Here is a 22979-nt window from a genome sequence, read left to right as displayed (position 1 = left end):
CTCAGTCCGGCAGCGCCTTGCGCAGCGCCCGGTCAAGGCGCTCGGCCAGTTGGGCGTCGGTCGGTGGGGCCTCGCCGAAGAGGGGGGCCAGTTCGGTGGTGAGGGTCTGGGTGAACGCGCCGTAGAGAGGGGTGCGGGGGCGGGGCACGGCCTGCTGGAGGGCCTTGAGGAGGATGTCGGTGGCGTACGCGGGGCGGCCGGCGGCGTCGCGGGGCATGCGGTCGGCGCTCTCCCCCGTGGCGGAGGGTGCCGGGGTGGTGGAGACCCGGGCGTTCGTGCATCGCACGTCGGTGTCGTAGACGGAGGTGCGGGTCGCGGCGAACCCGGCGTCCAGGAGGCAGCGTTCGCTGTCGGCGCCGGTGAGGAAGTCGATCAGCGCGGCCGCGCCGTCGTAGCGCTGGGTGGACCGCGTCACCGCCAGGTTCTGGCCGCCGAGCACCGCCCGGCCGGGCAGCGGGACCACACCGAGCTGTTCGGGGGTGAACGTCTGGTGCAGGGTGCGGTAGGCGTACGGCCAGTGGCGCAGGAACGCCGTGCGGCCGTCCGCGAAGTCGCCGAGCGAGGCGGTCTCGTCGGAGCCGAAGGCGTCGTCGAGCGTGTACGAGGAGTCGGTGCGCCGGCGCAGTTCCGCAACGCCGTCCGTGAGGTGCTGGACGTCACCGTCGTAGTGGCCGTCTGCCCCGGTGAGCGCGAAGTCCCCCGTCGCCGAGGCGAACGCCTCGATCGCGTTGACGGTACGGCCCTCGTAGGCGGCCAGTTGGGTCGTCCAGCCCTCCTCGTAGCGTCCGGGTTCCTTGCGGTCCAGGGAGTTGATCAGTTCCCGCAGCTCCTGCCAGGTGACGTCCTCGCCGAGGTCGGTACGGCCCACCTCGGCGAGATGGTCGCGCCGGTAGTAGAGGAGGCCGACGTCGCTGTTGAACGGCACCGAGTAGACCCGGCCGTCCCAGCGGGCCGTGCGGGCCACCGACGGGATGACGTCCGCGTCGACGGCGTCGTCGGCCAGCGGCCGGACCAGTCCCGCCTCGGCGAACTCCGGCACCCAGGTCACGTCCAGGTTGACCACGTCGTACCGGGCGCTGCCCGACTGGAGGGCGCCGAGCAGCTGGCTGCGCTGTTCGTCGGCGGAGCCGGGGAGTTCGACGAGGCGGGCGTGGTAGCCGGTGCCGCTCTTCTCCTGCTGCCGGTTCCAGGCGTCGATGAGCTGCTGGCGGATGCCGTTCTTGCCGGTCACGTCCCGCCCGCTGGCCACCACGATCTCGCCGGGCGTCGCGGCGGCCGCGGACGGTTGCTCCGGACCGGCGGAGCCGCCCGTGCAGGCGGTGACCGCGAGGAGCAGCAGGGCGAGCAGCGCCCGCCGGAAGTCGCCGGGGAGCATCAGTCCTCCCCCGTCCCCGCGCGCGCGACCTCGTCGTGCAGGGCGGCGCCGAGGTCGTCGCCGGCGTCCAGGCAGCGGCCGCCGCTCGCCTCGGCGATCGCGGCGTCGGCGCGGCCCCGGTCGCAGGCTCCGCTGTCCAGGGACACCAGGACGACCGGCACCTTCGTCCGCCGGGCCCCGGACAGGACGTCGTCGAGTCTCCCGCCGGTGAGCCGGTTGTTGTCCTCGTCGTCCGTGAGAAAGACGATCAGCTGCGGTCCGTCGTCGTCGGCGCCGCGGCCCGCCATGTCGTCGAACGCGGCGAGCAGGACGGCGTGCGGGTCCGCCTCGGCGTCGCGCACCGTCGTCCGCCGTGGGTCGAGGGCGCGTTCGGTGTCGGCGCGCCGGTGGTGGCCGAACGGGAGCAGGACGTCGTGGCGGGCGCCGGACGTGCCGGACACCGTCCACACGCCGTACTGGTCCTGGTCGCCCAGGCCGCCCAGCGACTGCTTCAGGATGCCGGGGCCGCCACTGGCACCCTCCCACAGGCCGGCCATGGAGCCGGAGTTGTCGAGCAGGTACAGGACACGGCCCGGGCCGCTGGCGCCGCGGTAGCGGGTGAGCGCCGTGTCCATCTCGGTGCGGCCGGTGTCCCCGGCCGTCCGGCCGGGGTCGCGCAGGACCCCGGTGCCGAGGTGGTCGGAGTCGAGCAGGGGACGGTCGCCGGCCGCGGACCGGAAGCCGGCGTCCCGGAACACCGCGAGGCCGTCTCCGTCGGTCAGCCAGGTGTGGAAACGGCCGACCGCGTCGTCGCGCGCGGTCACGTCCAGGTCGGCATCCTTCCAGCGGACCCGCACGAAGGTCGGGGTCAGGCCCGGGACGTCCGTGGGGTACGCGGCCAGCCGCGGGGTGCGGATCGCCTGGCGGCAGCCGACGCCGCTCTTCAGCAGGAACTCCGGGGCGAGGGCGGCGGTGGTGCGGTCCGTGTCCGCGTCGTCGGGCAGCGCGCACAGCAGGTCGGCGGCCTTCGGCGCGGGTGCGCCCGGCGCCAGCCGCCGTTCTGCGTCGCCCGGATCGCCGGTGCCGTCGTACAGACCCAGCGTCGCCAGCAGGGCGGAGGTGGTGAACTCCGGGTCGGGGCGGCGTACCTCCGCGTCCGTGTCCCGGCGCCGAAGGTCGTCGATCAGCAGGGACAGCGGTCGGTCCCGGCGTTCGTCGAGGGTGCCGGCGAGGTCGCGGGGGACGGCGAGGACGACCGGGGAGTACACGAAGGGCCGGCTGTCCCGTTCCAGTTCCGCGTAGACGCGGCCCTGCCGGCCGCCGGTGACCCGGGTGACGTCCGTGGTGGAGGCGGGGATCCACACATCGGGCTGGGGGCCGATGTCGCGCTGCGGGTTGTCGTCCTCGGCGACCGGCTCCTGCCATGCGTCGGTGTCCTCGCGCAGCGCGCCGACCGCGTCAGCGGAGCCCGCGCTGTAGACGGTCAGACCGCTGCGACGGCAGCCGTGGCCGGTGGTGTTGGCCGTCGAGGTGAGATACGCGTCGGCGGCCGCGCGGACCGTGGCCTCCAGGTCGGGGTCGGTGAGGACGCGCAGTTCGAGGGGGGTGGCGCAGGTGGGGTCGTCGTCGGGGCCGAGGAGGACGTAGCCGAGGCCGGAGACGGCGACCACGAGGACGACGCTCAGGGCGGTCCGCAGCGCGGGGCGCCCCTGCCGGAACCAGCGGGCGGCGGCGCGCAGACCGGCGCCGAGTTCGTCGAGGAGAGGGCGCAGGACGGGTGCGAGGGCCGGTTTCAAGGGGGTGAGGAGAGTGAGGCGTTCCTTGAGGGGCGGCCGTCGCGGGCTCTCCGGCCGGGGCGCCGGGACGGGACGTCGTGACTCCGCGGCGGGGACCGGGACCGGCGCGCCCCGGGCGCCCAGCAGGACGTCCGTGTCGGGATCGCCCGCGCGCTGCGGCTCCTGCGGCTCGCCGAGCGTGGTCGTACGGCCCGTCGTGGCCATCCGTCCCGGCAGGGCGCCGTACAGCTCCTGGAACCACACCTCTTCGTCGCGGTCGAGGAGATGGAGGAGTTCACGGGTGAACGGCGTGGGCGCGGTGCCGTCGCCGGCGTGGATGAGGCGGTTGGCCTGCACGCTCATCAGCAGCAGAATCTTCTGCCGGTCGACGGCGTGGTGGTCGGCGAAGTCCTGGAAGATCCTGGCCGCGTTACCCGCGTAGCAGCAGTCGAGGATCAGGACGATCCGCTCCGCGGGGCTCCCGGCGAGTTCCGTGAGGACGCCGGTGAACTGGGCGGCGCCGGGGAACACCGCCCAACCACCCGCGACCACCCGTGCGTTGCGCATCTGGAGGAACAGTTCGTTGCCCGCGCTGGGGACGGCGCCGTGTCCGGCGAAGTAGAGCAGTAGCAGGCCCTCGGCCTCGTGGGCGGCGCGGCGCAGTTCCTCGCTGACGTCGTCGAGGGAGGGCGAGCGGGCCACGGTGATCTCGTCCGCGCCGAACACCCCGCCGTCGCGCAGGACGTCCCTGAGCCGGTCGAGGTTGTGCCGGACGCCGGGCAGGTCGCCGGGTACGCCGTCCGGTTCCGCCGGTCGTGTGTGGTCGTACTCGGAGACGCCGACGAGCAGCGCCCGGTTCACCTGTCCGCGCGGGTCGAAGCGGCTCACCGGCCTACCTCTCGTCGAGGTTCACCGGATCGACGCTCGCCTCGGGTGGTTCACCGCTCTCCACTTCGCTGCGGTTGGCCCGCCAGGCCTGGACGGCCCGGGCGGTGTGGTCGAGCAGTTTCGAGACCGCGATGGTGGTGGTCGAGCTGACGACGGCCAGCCAGATCTCCATCGCGACGCCCATGTGCCCGTCGGGTTCGTCCCCGCGAGGCCGCTCGACGATGCGCAGCCCCTCCAGGGCCCGCTCGCGCTCGAGCCACGCCTTCAGCGCGCTGACGTCGCTTCTGCTCGCTCTCGCGTCCAGCCGGACGCGTATACCTTGGTCGGCCACACCTTCCCCCTCAGCCATACCCTCCATCATGGCACCGAGGACGCGGCGGACGGGAGGGGTCGGACACCAACGCACGTGGGGAACCGAGGGCGTTCCCCGAGGCCCCGCGGACCCTGGCGGTCCGAGGGGCCTTCGCTCACGCGAGGGGTCAGCGGCGGGTGCGCAGGCGGTCCAGGAGGCCGCGGGCCTGGGCCCGGCGGCGTGGGTCGGCGGCGGCACGCCGTGCCTGGTCGATCGCGCGGCGACCCTGCGGGCTCCTGACGAACTCCCTGATGCGTCGGATGAGGCTGCTCATCGTGGTCCCTCCCTGGTATCGGGGCGTGTCCCGTTGCCGGTTCACCTACCCACGGAAGGACCGTACAGGCAGGCGTGCCGTGCGCGTCGGCATCGGCGGGGCGCCGACCGCTTGATCGCGTGATACGGCGTCAGGCCCGCGTCGGTCAGCGGGACGGCCGCGACGGGATCAAGCACGTTCAGCGGGACCAGGTGGCGCGGGTCGTCCACGGAGGCTCGTACGGGAACGCCTCGGCGGGCCGGCTCATCACCGCGATGTCGGAGTGGCACACCCCGGCGGCGGTGACCTTCTGCGAGACCTGCCCGGGGCCGCGCTCGGGATCGGGGGTGGTCGCCACCTCGGGCGGCGCGCCGATGGTGCGGTACTGCGGTGCCTTCATGGTCGTCCTCCGAGGCTCGGTCGGACAGCAGGAGGGGACTTCTGTCTCACTGGGACACAAGGAGGGCAGGGGTCGGGCTGCGGGGTGTGCGGGGGCGGCCGACAATGGGGGTGGCGGGGCGCGTGTCCGGCCCGGCCGGGCCGCCCTCGGCGGCGTCGGGTCGACTGAAGGCAGAGGGCCTGCTCATGCGCGCTGAGTCTTCGCGGGCCGCGCGGACGGGGGTCTTCCTCGCGGTCCCTCCGGCCCTGTTCTGCGTGTGCGCGCCGGCGGCGATCACGTCGGCCGTCGAGCGAGGCAGCGCCTGGGGCTGGGAGCATGCCCGCACGCTCACCCTGTCGGCCGCGGCCGTGACCGGGGCGGCGGGCTGGACCTTCGCGAGCGTCGTCACGCAGCAGGTCGTGGCGCCCGAACGGGCCGGCGAGGCGTCGGGCGTCCTGCTGACCTTCCTGGTCGCGCCGCTCGGCTCGCGCGCGACGCGCGGCGGGGGCGCGCCGTGAAGAGCGGGGCCGAGCGGGCCGAGATCCTGCACCGGTCGCTGCGGGTGACCTTGGCGGCGTCCGCGGGCTTCTACGCCTTCCTGTACGGGCTCGACGAGCCGCTCCTGGCGCTGTACGCGCTGTTCGCGCCCATCGCCCTCGGGCTGCTGTCCCCGATCCCGGGGTCGGGGCGGCAACGGGCCGCGGTGATGCTCAAGGCGCTGCCGGTGGGCCTGGCGCTGGTGACGCTGGGGACCGTGCTGGCGGTGGAGACCTGGGCGGCGGTCCTCGGGATGCTCGCCGTCGGCTTCCTCCTGGCCTACGCGGCCGTCGCGGGGCCCCGGCCGGCCGGGGCGGCGCCGGGACTCCAGCTCTTCTACATCCTGGCCTGCTTCCCGCCCTACGCCCCGCAGACCCTGGACCTGCGGCTGGTGGGGCTCACCGTGGGCGTGGTGCTGCTGGCGCTGTGCGAGCTGTTCGTCCTGCCACGGCCCGCCGGCGAGACGTACCGCCAGAGCCTCGCGAGGGCCGTCGCGATCGCGGGCGACGTCCTCGCCGGCCGCGCCGGCCACCCGCCCGAGGTCCTGCGGGCGGAGGGCGCGCGACTGCGGCTGTCGAACGTCCCGCCGGCGGAACGCCCCGCCGGACCGGGCCGTGCGGTCCGCGCGCTCTCCCAGGCGGGGTCCGCGGCCCGGCGCCTGCTCGAACAGCTCGCCCATCAGACCGAGACGGGGCAGCTGCGTGACCTCCTCCGGGAGGGCGGCCGTACCGACACGGCGACCCGGTGGCTGCTGCCACGGGTGGCCTCCCGGTGCGACGAGTGTGCCGCGCTGCTGCGGGCGGAACGGGCGACCCCGGGCCCGCAGCGCCTGGACGAGGCGATCGGCGCGTTCCAGGAGATGCGCGTACGGGAGGCGGCGGACCCGGCGGCCACCGAGGCGCCGGTGTCGGCACCGGGGCCCGTACCCGTGCCGGTGGAGGTGCCGGTGGAGGTGCCGGTGGAGGTGCCGGTGGAGATCCTGCGTCGGCAGGCCGCGCTGCTGGCCGTCGCCGAGTCGGTGCGCGTCCTGGAGATCTCCGTACGGGTCGGCCTCGACGGGCGACGCACGCCGCCGATCGAGCCGCGGGAGCTGTTCTGGTACACGGAGGCGGCCACGTCCCGGCTGTGGCTGCGCCGGCTCGTCGGCAACATGACGCCCCGCTCGGTGCAGTTCCACAACGCCGTCCGGATCGCCCTGGCGCTCGGCGCGGCACGGCTGGTCGCCGGTTCGTTCGACCTGAGCCACGGGTTCTGGGTGCTGCTGGCGGTGCTCACGCTGAGCCGGACCACCGCCATGGAGACCTGGGCGGCCATCCGCCTTGCCGTGGCCGGGAATCTCGCGGGTGCCGTCGCGGCGGGCGCCCTGCTCATCGGCGTCGGACAGCACACCGACACGTACGCCGCGCTCCTCGCGCCGGGCATGCTGGTCGCCTTCGCGCTCGGACCGCTGCTCGGGATCGCCTGGGCGCAGGGACTGTTCACGCTCGTGGTGGCCACCGCGTTCGCCCAGATCACCCCGGCCTCCTGGCGGCTGGCCGAGGCGCGGATCGTGGACGTGGTGACCGGCAGCCTCGTCGGTCTGCTGTGCGCCATGCTCGCCTGGCCGGCCGGCGCCCGCCGGGAGGTGCGCAGGACCATGGCGGGGCTGTTGCGTGCGTGCGGGCCGCTGATCGAGGGCACCGCCGAGGCGCTGACGGCCGTCCCCCCGGGCTCCGCGCCGCTCCCGCAGACGTTGCCCGCCCTGCACCGGCTGCGCCTGGCCGAGTCCGCGTACGCCCAGTTCCGCAGCGAACCGGCCGCCTCCGCCGGTGCCGACTCCTCCGCCGGGGCCGACTGGCACGGGCTGCTCATCGCGGCCCATCACGTCCTGCTCGGTGCGCAGTGGCTGCCCCGGTACGACATGCCGGGCGGTGCGCTGCCGCCGGACGCCGCCGAACGGGCCCGGGCCGATGCCCGGGCGACGGCCGCGACGACGGATCGGCTGGCCGCGTTGTGCGCCGGAGACGGCAGAGGAAGGGATACAGGAGAGGGCGCAGGAGGGGGCACGAGAAAGGGCACGGGCGAGAGCACAGGAGAGGGCGCAGGCGAGAACGCCGACGAGGCCGACAAGCGGCCACAGCCCGACGGACTTCGGCCGGAGCGCGCGCCCGGCCCCGCGCCCCCGGTGTCACTCCCCCTGCCGACCCTGGTCGACCTCGACGCGTGGCTGACCAGCCTGACCTCCCAGCTGTCCCGCGTCGAGCCCGGCCTGCCCGGCGCGGGGCAGGCCGGCGCGGGTCAGGCCGGCGCGGGTCAGGGCCGCAGCCGAGCCGCCAGCCCCTCGAAGTAGCCGCGATGCACGGCGGTCAGGTCCACCTGCTCGGGGTCCAGCAGCCACAGCAGATGGGCCCCCTCGATGAACGCGGCCGTCTCCACGGCCAGGACCTCCGGGTCCAGGCCGGGCCGGGCCGAACCGTCGGCCACGGCCCGCCCGAACAGGGCGGCCAGATGGGCGCGCAGCGCCCGGCCACGGTCCCGGAACCAGGTGTGGAGCACGGAACCGGGCTCCAGGTTCTCCGCGGTGAGGGTGGTGTGCAGGGCGGCCAACTGCCGTTCGGTGGCGGCGGTGTGCTCGGCGTCCCGGACGAACCAGTCGAACGCCTCCTCCAGGGTGGGTTCGGCGTCCTTCGGGACGGACAGCCGGGCCAGGGCGCGCCGGTCGGCCTCCTCCAGGACGGCCCGTACGAGCCCGTCCTTGCTGCCGAAGTGGTGGATGAGGGCGGAGGGAGTGGCGCCGACGCGCTCGGCGATCGCGGCCACTCCGGTACCGCGCACCCCCTGCCGTGCGAACAGCTCGATCGCGGCGTCGACCATCGCGCGGCGCCGCTCCACACCCCGCTTCTGCACCTGCCCCTTGACTCCGGCCATGGGGATCAGGGTGCCCGGCGGGGACGGCGGCGTCCAACTCGCCTCTTCGGGCAACCAGGTGCGTGGGCCGCACCGGACCATTATCTTGAACGACCATGCAGGAAAATAACGCACAGGAAACCGAACCGACGACCGCGTACCTCACGGGCCGCGAGCGGACCGTCCACGTGGGCGCCGACAAGGACGAAGGCAAGGACGGCGACATGGACGGCGACATCGAGCTGTGGGCGGAGGACTTCGGCGATCCGGCCCACCCGACCGTGCTCCTGGTGATGGGCGCGCAGGCACAGGGCGTGCAGTGGAACGACGGCATCGTGCGCCGTCTGGTCGACGGGGGCCGCCGGGTCATCCGCTACGACCATCGCGACACCGGACGCTCCTCCGTCGTCGACTACGCCGCCCAGCCGTACACCGTCGCCGACATGGCCTCCGACGCGCTGGCCGTGCTCGACGCCTTCGGGGTCGAACGGGCCCATCTGGTGGGCGCGTCCCTCGGCGGCATCATCGCCCAGCTGCTGGCGGTCACGCACGCGCCCCGGGTGTCGACCCTGACGAGCCTGTCGTCCCAGCCGCTCGGCACGGACACGGTGGCGTCGGTGCAGCGCGTCATGGCGGGGGAACCTTCGATCCCCGGCGAACTCCCGCCGCCCACGCCCGAGTTGCTGGCCGCGCTCACCACCGCCTTCTCCGGTCCGGACACCGGCCTGGAGGAGTATCTGACCGCCCGGATGCCGCTGTGGCGGGTGCTGCACGGGCCGGTCCTGCCGTTCCCCGCGGCCGAGTACCGCGCCATGGAGCGGCGGGTGTACGAGCGGGCGCGGGACCTGCGGGCCGGGCTCAACCACACCCTCGCCGGGGCCGTCGGTACGGGCTCCACGGCGGACCTGGCCTCCGTCACCGCGCCGACCCTGGTGCTGCACGGCACCGAGGACCCCATGTTCCCGCCCGCCCACGCCGAGGCCACCGCCGCGGCCGTCCCGGGCGCCCGCCTGGTGATGCTCGACGGCATGGGCCACACCCTGCCCCCGGCCCTGGACGACCGCCTCGCCGACGAGATCCTGCGCCACACGGCACGATCACCGGCGCGCGAGGCGCCGGCCGACCGATGAGTTTCCGGCCGCCCCGAGGTCCTAACAGGCAGCAATCCCCGCAAACCCTCTCCGGAGGCCATGGAGGCCATGGGGGCCATGGGGGCCATGGAGACCATGGAGGCGATCATGTTCGGTACCACCAAGGCGTTCAGCAGTTTCTCGGTGAACGACCTCGACGCGGCCAGGAAGTTCTACGGTGAGACGCTCGGCCTGCGGGTGTCCGAGGAGAACGACCTCCTGGCCCTGCACCTCGCGGGAGACCGGGACATCATGGTCTACCCCAAGCCCGATCACACCCCGGCGACGTACACCACGCTCAACTTCCCCGTCGACGACATCGAGGCGGCGGTCGACGAGCTGAGCCGCAAGGGCGTGCGCTTCGAGCGCTACGACCATCTCGAGGCCGACGACAAGGGCATCCACCGCGGCGGTGGCCCGCTGATCGCGTGGTTCACCGATCCCGCCGGCAATGTGCTCTCCGTCATCGAGGAACCCGGCGCGGGCGGTTCCTGAGCGGCGGGCCGCCGGTCACGCACCGGTCACCCCCGACGCGCGCGCGGGCTCCGCAAGCCACTTGCATGACTTGCGCTATTCTTGCGCTCATGGCGCGACGACTTGCGGAAGTGGCGAAGAAGGTCGGGGTCAGCGAGGCCACGGTCAGCCGGGTGCTCAACGGCAAGCCCGGCGTCTCCGAACCCACCCGGCAGGCGGTCCTCTCCGCCCTGGACGTGCTCGGCTACGAGCGGCCCACGCAGCTGCGCGGTGAGCGCGCGCGACTCGTGGGCCTGGTCCTGCCGGAGCTGCAGAACCCGATCTTCCCCGCGTTCGCCGAGGTCATCGGCGGGGCGCTGGCCCAGCTCGGGCTGACGCCGGTGCTGTGCACCCAGACCAGGGGCGGGGTCTCGGAGGCCGACTACGTCGAACTGCTGCTCCAGCAGCAGGTGTCGGGCGTGGTCTTCGCCGGCGGTCTGTACGCGCAGGCCGACGCCCCCCACGACCACTACCGGCTGCTGGCCGACCGCAACATCCCGGTCGTGCTGGTGAACGCGGCCATCGAGGACCTGGGCTTCCCCGGGGTGTCCTGCGACGACGCGGTGGCCGTCGAGCAGGCCTGGCGCCATCTGGCCTCCCTCGGGCACGAGCGGATCGGCCTGGTCCTGGGCCCCGGCGACCACGTGCCCTCGGCCCGCAAGCTGGCGGCCGCCCGGACGCTCGCCGGGCGGCTGCCCGAGGAGTACGTCGCCCGCACCATGTTCTCCATCGAGGGCGGCCACGCGGCCGCCACCCGGCTGATCGACCGCGGGGTCACGGGCTTCATCTGCGCCAGCGACCCGATAGCGCTCGGCGTCGTACGAGCCGCCCGACGCCGGGGGCTCGACGTGCCTGCGGAGATCTCCGTGGTGGGCTACGACGACTCCGCGCTGATGAACTGCACCGAACCCCCGCTCACCACCGTCCGCCAGCCCATCGAGGCCATGGGCCGGGCCGCCGTCGAACTGCTGGACGCGCAGATCGCGGGGCGTGCCGTGGCGGCGGACGAACTGCTCTTCGAACCGGAGCTGGTGGTCCGCGGATCCACCGCGCAGGCGCCTCGTCACTGAGATCCAGCCTCCTGTCGAATAATTGCATATTGTGCGCGACATCTTGCAGTCGGACGATGGCGGTGCTTGAGTGTGCGACGCCCCACAGCTCGTGGCGAGACACAGCTCGTGGCCCGACACAGCTCCTGCCCGCCCCCCACTGCTCCTGACCGTCCACTGCTCCTGCCCGGAGGGGTCCAGCGATGTCCAGCACAGGGTTCCGCCATGCCTTCCTCGCGATCGGCGTCTGTTCCTCCCTCGTCCTCACCGCCACCGCCTGCGGGTCGAGCGACGACTCGGGGAGCGGCAAGACCCGGATCACCGTCAACTGCGAGCCGCCCCGAAGCGCCAAGACCGACCGGCGGTTCTTCGAGGAGGACCTGGCCTCATTCGAGAAGCAGCACCCGGACATCGACGTGGTCGCGCACGACGCCTTCCCCTGCCAGGACCCGAAGACCTTCGACGCCAAGCTCGCCGGCGGCCAGATGGAGGACGTGTTCTACACCTACTTCACCGACGCCCGGCACGTGGTGGACATCGGCCAGGCCGCCGACCTCACGCCGTACCTGAAGGAACTCAAGAGCTACGAGACCATCCAGCAGCAGCTACGGGACATCTACACCGTCGGCGGCAAGGTCTACGGCATCCCGCGCACCGGCTACTCCATGGGACTGATCTACAACCGCGCCCTCTTCGAGAAGGCCGGCCTGGACCCCGACGAGCCGCCGGCCACCTGGGATGAGGTACGCGCCGCCGCGAAGAAGATCGCGGCGCTCGGCGACGGCACGGTCGGCTACGCGGACTACAGCGCCCAGAACCAGGGCGGCTGGCACTTCACCGCCGAGCTGTACTCGCAGGGCGGCGACGTCGTCTCGGCCGACGGCGAGAAGGCCACCGTCGACACCCCCGAGGGCCGCGCCGTCCTGCAGAACCTGCACGACATGCGCTGGACCGACGACTCGATGGGCAGCAAGCAGCTCCTGGTCATCAACGACGTGCAGCAGATGATGGGTTCGGGCAAGCTCGGCATGTACCTCTCCGCCCCGGACAACATCCCGATCCTGGTCAAGGAGAAGGGCGGCGACTACAAGGACCTCGCCCTGGCCCCGATGCCCGGCGGCAAGGGCACGCTCATCGGCGGCGACGGTTACATGGTCGACAAGAAGGCCACGCCCGCCCAGATCCGCGCCGCTCTGAAGTGGCTCGACGCGATGTTCCTCACCCCGGGCGATGGCTTCCTCGGCGACTACGCCCGCGCCAAGACGAACGACGCGCCGGTCGGCCTGCCCGAGCCGCGCCTGTTCACCGGCGCCGCCGACGCCAAGGACCAGCAGGTCAAGAAGGCCAACGCCAATGTGCCGGTGGAGAACTACCAGGCCTTCCTGGACGGCAACCAGAGCCTGGAGATGAAGATCGAGCCGCCGAACGCCCAGCAGATCTACTCGGTCCTCGACGGGGTCGTCTCCGCCGTCCTCACCAAGGAGGACGCCGACATCGACCAGTTGCTGAAGGACGCCTCCGGCAAGATCGACGGCATCCTGGCCCGGAGCTGACGACCATGACGAAGACGGCTGCGCGGCGCCCCGCCGAGGCGGTCGCCGTACGCCCGGTCCAGGCGCCGCCCCCGGCAGGGGGCCGGGGGCGGCGCCGCCTCCTCGACCAGGTCCACGCCTACGGTTTCCTGCTCGGCGGGCTGATCTGCTTCGCGCTCTTCTCCTGGTACCCGGCGATCCGCGCGGTCGTCATCGCCTTCCAGAAGTACACGCCGGGCTCGTCGCCCGAGTGGGTGGGCACCGCCAACTTCACCCGTGTCCTGCACGACCCGGAGTTCGCCGCCGCCTGGCGCAACACGCTCACCTTCACCGCGCTGGCCCTGCTCATCGGCTTCGCGATCCCCTTCGTCCTGGCCCTGGTCCTCAACGAACTGCGGCACGCGAAGGCGTTCTTCCGCGTCGTGGTCTACCTGCCGGTGATGATCCCGCCGGTGGTCAGCGCCCTGCTGTGGAAGTGGTTCTACGACCCCGGCGCGGGCCTGGCCAACGAGGCGCTGCGGTTCCTGCACCTGCCGACCTCGAACTGGTCCAACGGCGCCGACACCGCGCTGGTCTCCCTGGTGATCGTGGCCACCTGGGCCAACATGGGCGGCACCGTCCTGATCTACCTGGCCGCCCTCCAGTCCATCCCCGGCGAGCTGTACGAGGCGGCCGAACTCGACGGCGCGAACCTGCTCCAGCGGATCCGGCACGTGACGATCCCGCAGACCAGGTTCGTCATCCTGATGCTGATGCTCCTTCAGATCATCGCCACCATGCAGGTGTTCACCGAACCGTTCGTCATCACCGGCGGCGGTCCGGAGAACGCCACGGTCACCGTCCTCTACCTCATCTACAAGTACGCCTTCCTCTACAACGACTTCGGCGGCGCCTGTGCGCTGAGCGTCATGCTGCTGGTGCTGCTGGGCGCCTTCTCCGCCGTCTATCTGCGGCTGACGCGCTCCGAGGGGGACGCATGAGCACACGGACGCTCGTCTCCCCGGCGGTACTGGCCCGCCCGCGCGGCAAGGCCGTGTACTGGGCGGTCTTCACCGGCGTCGTGCTCCTCTTCGCGCTGGCGTTCCTGTTCCCCGTCTACTGGATGGTGACGGGCGCGGTGAAGTCTCCGGACGAGGTGGCGCGGACGCCGCCCACCCTGGTCCCGAAGGAGTGGCACCTCGGCGGTTACACCGACGCCTGGGAGCTGATGCAGCTGCCGACCCACCTGTGGAACACGGTCGTTCAGGCCGCCGGCGCCTGGCTGTTCCAGCTGGTGCTCTGCACGGCCGCCGCCTACGCGCTCTCCCGGCTGAACCCGGCCTTCGGCAAGCTGATCCTCGGCGGCATCCTCGCCACCCTGATGGTCCCGGCGCAGGCCCTCGTCGTACCGAAGTACCTGACGGTCGCCGATCTGGGGCTGCTGAACGATCCCCTCGCCATCTGGCTGCCGGCCGTCGCGAACGCCTTCAATCTCTATCTCCTCAAGCGGTTCTTCGACCAGCTGCCACGCGACGTCCTGGAGGCCGCCGAGATCGACGGCGCCGGGAAGCTGCGTGTCCTGTGGTCGATCGTGCTGCCGATGTCGCGGCCGGTCCTGGGCGTCGTGTCGATCTTCGCGCTGGTCGCCGTGTGGCAGGACTTCCTCTGGCCGCTGATGGTCTTCTCCGACACCGACAAGCAGCCCATCGGCGTGGCGCTCGTCCAGCTGTCGCAGAACATCCAGCTGACCGTGCTCATCGCCGCGATGGTGATCGCCAGCATCCCCATGGTCGCCCTGTTCCTGGTCTTCCAGCGGCACATCGTCGCCGGGATCAGCGCGGGCTCCACGAAGGGCTGACGCCGCCCCTCCGACAGAAAGGCAAGCACCGTGGGACAGCCCACCCATGCCCACAACGACCGCGAGGCGCGGGACTGGTGGCGCTCCGCCGTCATCTACCAGGTCTACGTCCGCAGTTTCGCCGACGGCGACGGGGACGGCACCGGCGACCTGGCGGGCGTCCGATCCCGGCTGCCGTACCTGGCCGAACTCGGCGTGGACGCCCTGTGGTTCACCCCCTGGTACCTGTCCCCGCTCAAGGACGGCGGGTACGACGTCGCCGACTACCGGGCCATCGACCCCGCCTTCGGCACGCTCGCCGAGGCCGAGAAACTGATCGCCGAGGCGCGGGGGCTCGGCATCCGTACGATCGTCGACATCGTGCCCAACCATGTCTCGGACCGGCACCCCTGGTTCCGGGCCGCCCTGGCCGCCGGCCCCGGCAGCGCGGAGCGCGAGCTGTTCCACTTCCGCCCCGGGCGCGGGGAGCACGGCGAACTCCCGCCCAACGACTGGCCGTCCCAGTTCGTCGGCTCCACCGAGCCGGTCTGGACGCGGCTGCCCGACGGCGACTGGTACCTGCATCTGTTCACGCCCGAACAACCCGACCTCAACTGGGCGCACCCGGCGGTCCGCCAGGAGCACGAGGACATCCTGCGCTTCTGGTTCGAGCGAGGTGTGGCGGGCGTGCGCATCGACTCCGCGGCGCTGCTCGCCAAGGACCCGGAGCTGCCTGACTTCGTGGCGGGCCGCGACCCGAACCCCTTCGTCGACCGCGACGAACTCCACGACATCTACCGGTCCTGGCGGGCGGTCGCCGACCCGTACGACGGGGTGTTCGTGGGGGAGGTCTGGCTCCCCGACCCCGAGCGCTTCGCCCGCTATCTGCGCTCCGACGAGCTGCACACCGCCTTCAACTTCTCCTTCCTCGCCTGTCCCTGGGACGCGGGGCGGCTGCGGACGTCGATCGACACCACGCTCGCCGAACACGCTCCCGTCGGCGCCCCGGCCACCTGGGTGCTGTGCAACCACGACGTGACCCGCACGGTCACCCGGTACGGCCGCTCGGACACCGGCTTCGACTTCGCGGCCAAGGCCTTCGGCACCCCGACCGACCCGGCCCTGGGCACCCGCCGGGCCCGGGCCGCGGCCCTGCTGACGCTGGCGCTGCCAGGGGCCGTCTACGTCTACCAGGGCGAGGAACTCGGCCTGCCCGAGGCGGACATCCCGCTCGACCGGATCCAGGACCCGATGCACTTCCGCTCCGGCGGCACCGATCCCGGCCGGGACGGCTGCCGGGTGCCGCTGCCCTGGACGGCCGACGCGCCCCACGCGGGCTTCGGTTCCCGTGAGGAGCCCTGGCTGCCCCAGCCCGCGGGCTGGCCGGCGTACGCGGTCGACCGCCAGCGCGACGATCCGGGTTCGATGCTCGCCCTCTACCGCACGGCCGTCGCCGCCCGGCCGGTGTTCGGCGACGGCCCGCTCACCTGGCTGCCCGCGCCCGAGGGGGTCCTCGCCTTCACTCGTGCGCGGGGTGCGGCGATCTGTGTGGTGAACCTCGCGGCCACGCCCGCCGAGCTGCCCGCGCATCACGAACTCCTGCTCACCAGCGGCCCGTTGGACGACCGAGGCCGGCTCCCCCAGGACACGGCGGCCTGGCTCCGGGCCTGAGCCGCCGCCCTGCGCTGTCCCCGTACCCCCCACCACGAAGGGATGAGCCCATGCACAGGAGCACCGTCAGATATATCAGGAGCATGCCGGCAATCGGTGCGGCCGTCGCCCTCGCCGCCGGCCTGCTCGTCGCCGTCACCCCGGCCGCCCACGCGGCGGCGGGCGCGAGTCTTCCGTTCACCTCCGTCGAGGCCGAGTCGGCCACCACGACGGGATCGAGGATCGGCCCCGACCACACCCAGGGCACCCTCGCCTCCGAGGCGTCCGGGCGCCAGGCCGTGCGCCTCACCGCCGGCCAGCGCGTCGAGTTCACCGTGCCGCGCGCGGCCAACGCGGTGAACGTCGCCTACAGCGTCCCGGACGGCCAGTCCGGCACGCTCGGTGTGTACGTCAACGGCGTCCGGCTCGCGAAGACCCTCGCCGTGACCTCCAGGTACTCCTACATCGACACCGGCTGGATCCCGGGCGCGAAGACCCACCACTTCTTCGACAACGCCCGACTGCTGCTCGGCCAGAACGTGCAGGCGGGCGACAGGGTCGCCTTCGAGTCGACCGGGACCCAGGTCACCGTCGACGTGACCGACTTCGAGCAGGTCGCGGCGGCCGCCGCCCAGCCGGCGGGCTCGGTGTCGGTCGTCTCCAAGGGCGCCGACCCCAGCGGCAACGGCGACTCCACCCAGGCCTTCCGGGACGCCGTCGCGGCCGCCCAGGGCGGCGTGGTGTGGATCCCGCCGGGCGACTACCGGCTGACCTCGTCACTCAGCGGCGTACAGAACGTGACCCTCCAGGGCGCCGGCCACTGGCACTCCGTGGTGCACACCTCGCGCTTCATCGACCAGTCCAGCTCCTCCGGGGGCGTCCACATCAAGGACTTCGCGGTCGTCGGCGAGGTCACCGAGCGGGTGGACTCCAACCCGGACAACTTCGTCAACGGGTCCCTCGGGCCGGGCAGTTCGGTGTCCGGCATGTGGCTCCAACACCTCAAGGTCGGCCTCTGGTTGATGGGCAACAACGACAACCTCGTCGTCGAGAACAACCGGTTCCTCGACATGACCGCCGACGGCCTCAACCTCAACGGGCACGCGCGCGGGGTCCGCGTCCGCAACAACTTCCTGCGCAACCAGGGCGACGACGCGCTCGCCATGTGGTCGCTGTACGCGCCCGACACGAACAGCAGCTTCGAGAACAACACCATCACCCAGCCGAACCTGGCCAACGGCATCGCCGTCTACGGCGGCACCGACATCACGGTCAGGAACAATCTGATCGCCGACACCAACGCCCTCGGCAGCGGCATCGCGATCTCCAACCAGAAGTTCCTCGACCCCTTCTTCCCCCTGTCCGGCACCATCACGGTCGACGGCAACACCCTCGTGCGCACCGGCGCCATGAACCCCAACTGGAACCACCCGATGGGCGCGCTGCGCGTCGACTCCTACGACAGCGCCGTCAACGCGAGGGTCGACATCACCAACACGACGATCGTCGACAGCCCGTACAGCGCCTTCGAGTTTGTGTCGGGTGGCGGGCAGGGCCATCCGGTCCGCAACGTCACCGTGGCCGGCGCGACCGTGCGGAACACGGGGACGGTCGTGGTGCAGGCCGAGGCCCAGGGCGCGGCCACGTTCCGTGACGTCACCGCGTCCTCGGTCGGCGCGGCCGGGATCTACAACTGCCCCTATCCGTCGAACTCCGGTTCCTTCACGCTGACCGACGGCGGCGGCAACTCCGGCTGGAACAGCACCTGGTCGGACTGCTCCACCTGGCCGCAGCCCGGCCAGGGCAACCCGGACCCCGATCCGACCCGCAACCTCGCCAAGGGCCGCCCGGCCTCCGCGACCGGGACGCAAGACGTCTACACGCCCGGCAAGGCGGTGGACGGTGACGCGAACAGCTACTGGGAGTCCACCAACAACGCGTTCCCGCAGTCCTGGACGGTCGACCTGGGCTCGACGGAGGCGGTCCGGCGCCTGGTCCTGAAGCTGCCGCCGTCCTCGGCATGGGGCGCGCGCACGCAGACCGTCACCGTGCTGGGCAGCACCGACGGCTCGGCCTACTCGACCGTCGTGGGCTCCACCGGCTACCGCTTCGACCCGGCGACCGGCAACACGGCCACCGTCTCCCTGCCCGCGGGCACCGGCCTGCGCTATCTGCGCCTGTCCGTCAGCGCCAACACCGGCTGGCCGGCGGGGCAGTTCAGCGAGGTCGAGGCGTACCTGACGCCGTGACCCCGTCCTGAGGCGATCAGATCCCGGGCCCGTCCCCCGGGTCCGGGATCATGCGCGGCGTCCACCACTCCAGCAGACCCCACACCCCGAGGGCGAGCGCCCCGACGGCCACGGCCGAGGCGACCCACGACCGGCCCACCCATCGCGCGGTCAACGCCCAGGCCAGCAACGGGAGCAGAGCGCCGCCGAGCGTGACGAGCGGCAGGTCGACGTACAGGACGCTCAGATCCCGGGACTGGCCCTCGAACCCGCCCTCGACACTGGACGCGGCCCGCGGCGCCCACGCCAGCGGTGCCGTGACCGCGCCGAGCGCGGCGAGAAGGCATCCGGCGGCGCCCGCCGTCGGCGAGTTGGTGCTCATGTCAGGAGGATGTCACAGGGGGCCGTTCGGTCTTCGGCTCCGCGACCGTATGGCCCCGCAGGACTCCGGCGGCGCCCGCGGCGACGAGGCACAGGGCCGCCGGCAGGAGGAAGGTGACGTTGAGCGGGACCAGGTGGGTGAGCCAGCCGATGACGGCGGGGCCGGCGAGCATACCGAGGTAGCCGAGGCCGGCGACGCGGGAGACGTTGGCGCCGGCCGCCGAGGGATCGGCGTGGCCGGCGGCGCTGAACAACTGGGGGATACAGCCCGAGAGTCCGGCCCCGAACAGCGCCCAGCCGAGGAGCGCGAGCGGGATCCACGCAGAGAGGGCGACGGCGGTCATGCCGAGGGCGGCCGTCGCGGCGCCGTGGCGCAGGATCGCGACGGGGCCGAAGCGGGCGGCGACCCGGTCGGCGAGGAGCCGGCCGACGGTCATGGCGGCGGCGAAGGTGCCGTAGGCGAAGGCGGCGAGGCTGTCGGAGGCGCCGAGGACGGTCTTCAGGTGCAGCACGCTCCAGTCGTTGGCCACCCCCTCGCACAGCATGATCAGCAGGGCGAGCACGGCCAGGATCCAGATGCGCGCGGGAGCGGGGCGCCCGGCCGACGCGGCCGCCGTGTCCTCTCCCTGGGCGTCGGGGGGCCGGCCGGTGCTCGGCGGGGAGCAGGCTCCGCGCGGCGCCGAGGGCGATCAGGGTCGCGAGGACGCCGGCGGTGCCCAGGGTCGCCGCGGGGCCCCAGCCCAGGCCGGCGGTCGCGGAGCCCGCGAGGGCGGCCAGCACCCCGCCGACGGAGAACGTCGCGTGGAAGGCGGACATCACGGGACGTCCGTACGCCTTCTCTACCTGGACCGCGTGGGCGTTCATGCTCACGTCCAGGCAGCCGTTGCCGAATCCGAAGACGAACAGGGCCGCCGCGAGCGTCCAGGGGTCGGCCGCCAGCCCCGGCAGCACCAGGGTGGCGGCGCAGAGCACGGCGGAGACGGGAACGACCGTGCGGGTGCCGAGGCGGTCGGCGAGCGGTCCGGCCAGCTGCATGCCGGCGAACGCGCCCAGTCCCAGCAGGACGAGGAAGCCGCCGAGCACGGCGTGACCGATGCCGACCCGCTCCTCGATGGCCGGGATCTGCACGACCCACATCCCCAGCAGGGTCCCGTTGAGGATGAAGTACGTGAAGGTCGCCGCACGGGCGGCACGCAGTGATCGTTCTCGTTCCATACGAGCAAACATATCGAACATGTATCGTGTTCGAAAATAGCCCTATCTCCCACACGTTTTGTTCAATCGCAAGTGGTGTTGAATCACGCCATGGGTAACGCAGACCGCCTCAGCCGGATCCGGGACGCCGTGCGCGCGGCGGGCAGCGCCAGCGTCAGCGAGCTGGCCGGCCTCACCGGCGCCTCGGAGATGACCATCCGCCGCGATCTGGACGCCCTCGCCGCCCAGGGCGTGCTGGAGCGCGTCCGGGGCGGAGCTCGCAGCACGGTCCTGCGGGGTGAGGAACCCCCGTTCGCCCTCAGGGCGCACGACGGCGTCGAGAGCAAGGCCCGGATCGCCGCGGAGGTCGCCGGCCTGATCGCCGACGGCGAGACGGTCGTCCTGGACAGCGGCACCACCTGCCTCGAAGTCGCCAAGGCGCTGCGCGGCCGGCGGGTGACGGTGATGCCCCTGTCGCTCCAGGCCATTCACCTCCTCGGCGAGAACCCCGGGCGGACGACCCTCCTGGTGCCGGGCGGCCGGCCCCGCCCCGGCGAAGGAGCCCTCACCGGGCCGCTCACCCTCGCCTCGCTCGCGGCCCTGCGCTTCGACACCGCCGTCATCGGCTGCTGCGGCCTGGCCGCGGACCAGGGGCTGACGGCCTACGACCTCGACGACGCCGCCGTCAAGCAGGCGGCCATCGGCTCGGCCCGTCGGGTGGTCGCGGCGGCGGACGGCAGCAAACTCGCCCACACCGCCCACGCGTTCGTGGCTCCCGTCACGGCGCTGCACACCCTCGTCACCGACGCGTCGGCCCCGCCGAGCGAACTCGCCGCGATCGAGGCGGCGAACGTCTCGGTCCTGACCGCCACGACGCCGTGAACGCTCTCAGGTGGTGATCTTCAGGCGGTGATGGAGATGACGCCGAGGGGCTCGCTTGTGGGCTGCGGGGAGCCGCCGGCGGGTTCGACCGTGATGCCGACGGCGACGGCGTCGTCGGGGGAGCCTTCCAGCACCCGGGTGTCGATCTTCGCGGTGCCCGGCAGCAGGCCCGCCGGCTCGGCCTCGCCCGTCTCGGAGGCGTACCAGAGCTCGTAGACCTTGCCGCCGGTCAGGGCGGGCAGGCCATGGGCGGTGAAGACGGCGCGGGCCTCCGAACGGGAGACGACGACGGCCGCCGTGGTGCCGTCGCTCAGCTCCCCGGTGTGGAGCGTGGCGTCGGGAGCCGTGAGGACGTCGGCGAACGCGGCGCGGGCCGTGTCGGCCTGCTGCTCGGTCCAGGCGGCCCGGGCCCGCGCGTCGTCGGCCTCTCCGTGCTGCCAGACGGCGATCCCGCCGAACGCGACGGCGGCCGCGACGCTCGCGGCGAGGGCGAGGCGCAGGACTCTCCGGCCCCGTGCGCCAGGGAGCCGGCGGACCTGTTCCTGCCGGGTGCGGGCGACGGCCCCGAGGGTGCGGGCGCGGGCCTCGGGTGTCACCGGGACGGTCTCCCGCGAGCCGAGGAGAGCGGCGGTCTCCACCAGGCCGACGAGCTCCCGACGACAGTCGTCGCAGCCGGGCGAAGGAGATGTGTTCGATGACCGCATCCCTGCGAGCCCGCCGGCTGGTGGCGGGAGCCGCCGCGACGGGTCTGCTGGGCGGCGGAGCCGTGCTCGGCCTGTCCGGCACGGCCACCGCGGCTCCGGCACCCGCGTCCGCCACGACCGTGGCGACGGTGGACCATCACGACACGTGCGAATGGAAGAAGGGCCACTGGGAGAAGGAGTGGGTCAAGGGCCACTGGGAGAAGAAGCGGGTCCACCACAAGACCTGGCACAAGGGCCACTTCGACCGCCACGGCCACTGGGTCAAGGGCCACTGGGACCACCACTTCACCTACAAGTGGGTCCATGTCCCCGGCCACTGGGAACACCACTGGGTCAAGGGCCACTGGGAGTGCAAGCACCGCTGACCACGAACGGACGGCACCCGGGCGTCGCACGCCCGGGTGCCGGGCTGTGTCCCTGCGGTCACCCGTCGGAGCAGGTCTCCCGGACATGGCCGGGCTCGCCCTCGGGCGTCACGTCCCGGTCGCGGCGTACGACGCTGATCTCGTCGCCCCAGCCGTCGCAGGCCTTCCTCATCCCCTGGTCGTCGTACTCGACGTCGACGACGTGCCGGCCGAACGCCTCGGTGTAGTCGCCGCATTCGTCGTACATCCCGCACTCCTCGACGACCGCGAAGTCCACGCCGACCTCCTCGCGGTCGGCGGCCAGTTCGGCGGTGTTCTTCTGCGCGATGGCCAGGCCCTCGGCGTGCGCGTGGTCGGCCAGCAGGGCGAGGAACGCCTTGGCGTCGTCGGCGGTCAGCAGTCCGTCGGGGGCCCGGGTGTAGGTGTCGTAGTTGTCCGGCTCGACGGCGTCGAAGCCCTTGGCCGCGCACGAGTCGATCCAGGCGTTCACCTTGCGGGCCACGCGGGCGCGCTTGGCTGCGGTGCCGATGTCCAGGAGGGCCTCGTCCCAGTCCCGGTCGACGACCACCTCGTCGTCGGTGTCGCGCAGCAGCAGGTCGTCGTCCCACTCCCCCTCGGCGTCGGGCTGGGCCTGGAACGCGTTGACGTAGCAGATGTTGTACGTGCCGGGCGCGGGGGACGCCGTATGGTCGCGGGCGACGATCGCGGCGCCGGGCGGTGGGGGGTAGGCGCCGCCGAGCTGGTAGTCGAAGCCCTTGCCGACGGGCGGAAGCGTCACCGCGGACGGCGTCGGCGTCGGCTTCGGGTCGGGATCCGGGGGCTCGGAGCAGGAGGCGAGGAGGAGCAGGATGCCCGCGGCCAGTGCCGTCGGCACCGTCACGGAGCGGCGGGGACGGACTCGCGGCACGCGCGAGGACGGACGGACTCCGGACCGAGGGGGCACGGCCGGACCGTAGTGGATCACCAATCGGCACGTCAAACCGGATGAGACCGGGCACCCGGGACGGCGGGGGGGGGGGGGGGGGGGGGAGGGGGGGGGGTGGGGGGGGGGGGGGGGGGGGGGGGGGAGGGGTGGGGGGGGGGGGGGTGGCGGGGGGGAGCAAGATGGCCT

The 22979-nt window shown here is 72.7% G+C and carries 20 protein-coding genes and 2 pseudogenes; 12 read left to right on the top strand and 10 right to left on the bottom strand.

The window, feature by feature from the left end:
- Nucleotide 1 precedes the first annotated feature (1 nt).
- The 5 genes and pseudogenes from ACZ6D7_RS16770 to ACZ6D7_RS16750 all read right to left on the bottom strand — a co-directional run.
- Entirely contained in the window at nucleotides 2-1375 is a 1374-nt protein-coding gene (locus ACZ6D7_RS16770; protein WP_469490923.1) for an extracellular solute-binding protein, read from the bottom strand.
- Nucleotides 1375-4017, bottom strand: coding sequence for a caspase family protein (locus ACZ6D7_RS16765; RefSeq protein ID WP_469490920.1), 2643 nt, complete (start codon nucleotides 4015-4017; stop codon nucleotides 1375-1377). Before ACZ6D7_RS16765 ends, ACZ6D7_RS16770 begins: the two co-directional genes overlap by 1 nt.
- A gap of 4 nt (nucleotides 4018-4021) precedes the next feature.
- Nucleotides 4022-4366, bottom strand: a complete 345-nt coding sequence (locus ACZ6D7_RS16760; protein WP_469490917.1) for an effector-associated constant component EACC1 — start codon at nucleotides 4364-4366, stop codon at nucleotides 4022-4024.
- Nucleotides 4367-4496: 130 nt separating this feature from the next.
- Nucleotides 4497-4643 carry a hypothetical protein gene (locus tag ACZ6D7_RS16755; protein WP_469490914.1) on the bottom strand — a complete coding sequence of 49 codons (147 nt, stop codon included), beginning with the start codon at nucleotides 4641-4643 and terminating at the stop codon, nucleotides 4497-4499.
- Nucleotides 4644-4738: 95 nt separating this feature from the next.
- Nucleotides 4739-5022: pseudogene (locus tag ACZ6D7_RS16750) on the bottom strand (hypothetical protein); the annotation flags it as partial.
- A 185-nt stretch (nucleotides 5023-5207) separates the two neighbouring features.
- On the opposite strand from ACZ6D7_RS16750, the gene ACZ6D7_RS16745 reads away from it, so the two are divergent.
- Together ACZ6D7_RS16745 and ACZ6D7_RS16740 are read left to right on the top strand one after the other, a co-directional pair.
- The gene (locus ACZ6D7_RS16745) at nucleotides 5208-5519 is read left to right on the top strand and encodes a hypothetical protein (RefSeq protein ID WP_469490907.1); all 312 of its coding nucleotides are present in this window, start codon (nucleotides 5208-5210) and stop codon (nucleotides 5517-5519) included.
- Nucleotides 5516-7867 carry an FUSC family protein gene (locus tag ACZ6D7_RS16740; RefSeq protein ID WP_469490904.1) on the top strand — a complete coding sequence of 784 codons (2352 nt, stop codon included), beginning with the start codon at nucleotides 5516-5518 and terminating at the stop codon, nucleotides 7865-7867. Before ACZ6D7_RS16745 ends, ACZ6D7_RS16740 begins: the two co-directional genes overlap by 4 nt.
- On the opposite strand, the gene ACZ6D7_RS16735 is transcribed toward ACZ6D7_RS16740, so the two are convergent.
- Nucleotides 7831-8445 carry a TetR/AcrR family transcriptional regulator gene (locus ACZ6D7_RS16735; RefSeq protein WP_469490901.1) on the bottom strand — a complete coding sequence of 205 codons (615 nt, stop codon included), beginning with the start codon at nucleotides 8443-8445 and terminating at the stop codon, nucleotides 7831-7833. The two genes, ACZ6D7_RS16740 and ACZ6D7_RS16735, sit on opposite strands and share 37 nt — an antisense overlap.
- Nucleotides 8446-8540: 95 nt before the next feature.
- Between ACZ6D7_RS16735 and ACZ6D7_RS16730 the strand changes: the two genes are divergently transcribed.
- The 8 genes from ACZ6D7_RS16730 (at nucleotide 8541) to ACZ6D7_RS16695 (ending at nucleotide 18363) form a co-directional block, all read left to right on the top strand.
- Entirely contained in the window at nucleotides 8541-9554 is a 1014-nt protein-coding gene (locus ACZ6D7_RS16730; protein WP_469490898.1) for an alpha/beta fold hydrolase, read from the top strand.
- Between the two features lie 108 nt (nucleotides 9555-9662).
- A complete protein-coding gene (locus ACZ6D7_RS16725; RefSeq protein ID WP_469491532.1) occupies nucleotides 9663-10049 on the top strand; it encodes a VOC family protein in 387 nt (128 codons plus the stop codon).
- A gap of 89 nt (nucleotides 10050-10138) precedes the next feature.
- On the top strand, nucleotides 10139-11137 hold the full coding sequence (locus ACZ6D7_RS16720) for a LacI family DNA-binding transcriptional regulator (protein WP_469490896.1): 999 nt from the start codon (nucleotides 10139-10141) through the stop codon (nucleotides 11135-11137).
- A 182-nt stretch (nucleotides 11138-11319) separates the two neighbouring features.
- The gene (locus ACZ6D7_RS16715) at nucleotides 11320-12669 is read left to right on the top strand and encodes an ABC transporter substrate-binding protein (protein ID WP_469490893.1); all 1350 of its coding nucleotides are present in this window, start codon (nucleotides 11320-11322) and stop codon (nucleotides 12667-12669) included.
- 5 nt (nucleotides 12670-12674) lie between these two features.
- A complete protein-coding gene (locus ACZ6D7_RS16710; protein ID WP_469490890.1) occupies nucleotides 12675-13628 on the top strand; it encodes a carbohydrate ABC transporter permease in 954 nt (317 codons plus the stop codon).
- Nucleotides 13625-14485 (top strand): carbohydrate ABC transporter permease, encoded by an 861-nt coding sequence (locus tag ACZ6D7_RS16705; protein ID WP_469490887.1) that lies wholly within the window; start codon nucleotides 13625-13627, stop codon nucleotides 14483-14485. The genes ACZ6D7_RS16710 and ACZ6D7_RS16705 overlap by 4 nt, the downstream gene beginning before the upstream one ends.
- A gap of 30 nt (nucleotides 14486-14515) precedes the next feature.
- Nucleotides 14516-16135: a glycoside hydrolase family 13 protein gene (locus ACZ6D7_RS16700; protein WP_469490882.1), complete on the top strand. Its 1620-nt coding sequence runs from the start codon at nucleotides 14516-14518 to the stop codon at nucleotides 16133-16135.
- Between the two features lie 50 nt (nucleotides 16136-16185).
- Complete coding sequence (locus ACZ6D7_RS16695; protein ID WP_469490878.1) at nucleotides 16186-18363, top strand: discoidin domain-containing protein; 2178 nt, start codon at nucleotides 16186-16188, stop codon at nucleotides 18361-18363.
- Nucleotides 18364-18379: 16 nt separating this feature from the next.
- Here the strand turns inward: ACZ6D7_RS16695 and ACZ6D7_RS16690 are convergent, their stop codons facing one another.
- Both ACZ6D7_RS16690 and ACZ6D7_RS16685 read right to left on the bottom strand, forming a co-directional pair.
- Nucleotides 18380-18724 carry a hypothetical protein gene (locus ACZ6D7_RS16690; RefSeq protein WP_469490875.1) on the bottom strand — a complete coding sequence of 115 codons (345 nt, stop codon included), beginning with the start codon at nucleotides 18722-18724 and terminating at the stop codon, nucleotides 18380-18382.
- Nucleotide 18725: 1 nt separating this feature from the next.
- A pseudogene (locus tag ACZ6D7_RS16685) lies at nucleotides 18726-19938 on the bottom strand (MFS transporter).
- Nucleotides 19939-20028: 90 nt separating this feature from the next.
- Between ACZ6D7_RS16685 and ACZ6D7_RS16680 the strand changes: the two are divergent.
- Nucleotides 20029-20799 (top strand): DeoR/GlpR family DNA-binding transcription regulator, encoded by a 771-nt coding sequence (locus ACZ6D7_RS16680; RefSeq protein ID WP_469490872.1) that lies wholly within the window; start codon nucleotides 20029-20031, stop codon nucleotides 20797-20799.
- 20 nt (nucleotides 20800-20819) lie between these two features.
- Here ACZ6D7_RS16680 and ACZ6D7_RS16675 read toward each other — a convergent pair whose 3' ends face one another.
- The gene (locus ACZ6D7_RS16675) at nucleotides 20820-21503 is read right to left on the bottom strand and encodes an anti-sigma factor (protein ID WP_469490865.1); all 684 of its coding nucleotides are present in this window, start codon (nucleotides 21501-21503) and stop codon (nucleotides 20820-20822) included.
- Between ACZ6D7_RS16675 and ACZ6D7_RS16670 the strand changes: the two genes are divergently transcribed.
- Nucleotides 21494-21868 carry a hypothetical protein gene (locus ACZ6D7_RS16670; RefSeq protein WP_469490860.1) on the top strand — a complete coding sequence of 125 codons (375 nt, stop codon included), beginning with the start codon at nucleotides 21494-21496 and terminating at the stop codon, nucleotides 21866-21868. The two genes, ACZ6D7_RS16675 and ACZ6D7_RS16670, sit on opposite strands and share 10 nt — an antisense overlap.
- A gap of 58 nt (nucleotides 21869-21926) precedes the next feature.
- Here the strand turns inward: ACZ6D7_RS16670 and ACZ6D7_RS16665 are convergent, their stop codons facing one another.
- Nucleotides 21927-22730 carry an endo alpha-1,4 polygalactosaminidase gene (locus ACZ6D7_RS16665; RefSeq protein WP_469491530.1) on the bottom strand — a complete coding sequence of 268 codons (804 nt, stop codon included), beginning with the start codon at nucleotides 22728-22730 and terminating at the stop codon, nucleotides 21927-21929.
- Between the last annotated feature and the right edge of the window lie 249 nt (nucleotides 22731-22979).

The organism is Streptomyces sp. NPDC041784 (genome assembly GCF_055591025.1).
This window is presented reverse-complemented; position numbering and strand designations above follow the sequence as displayed.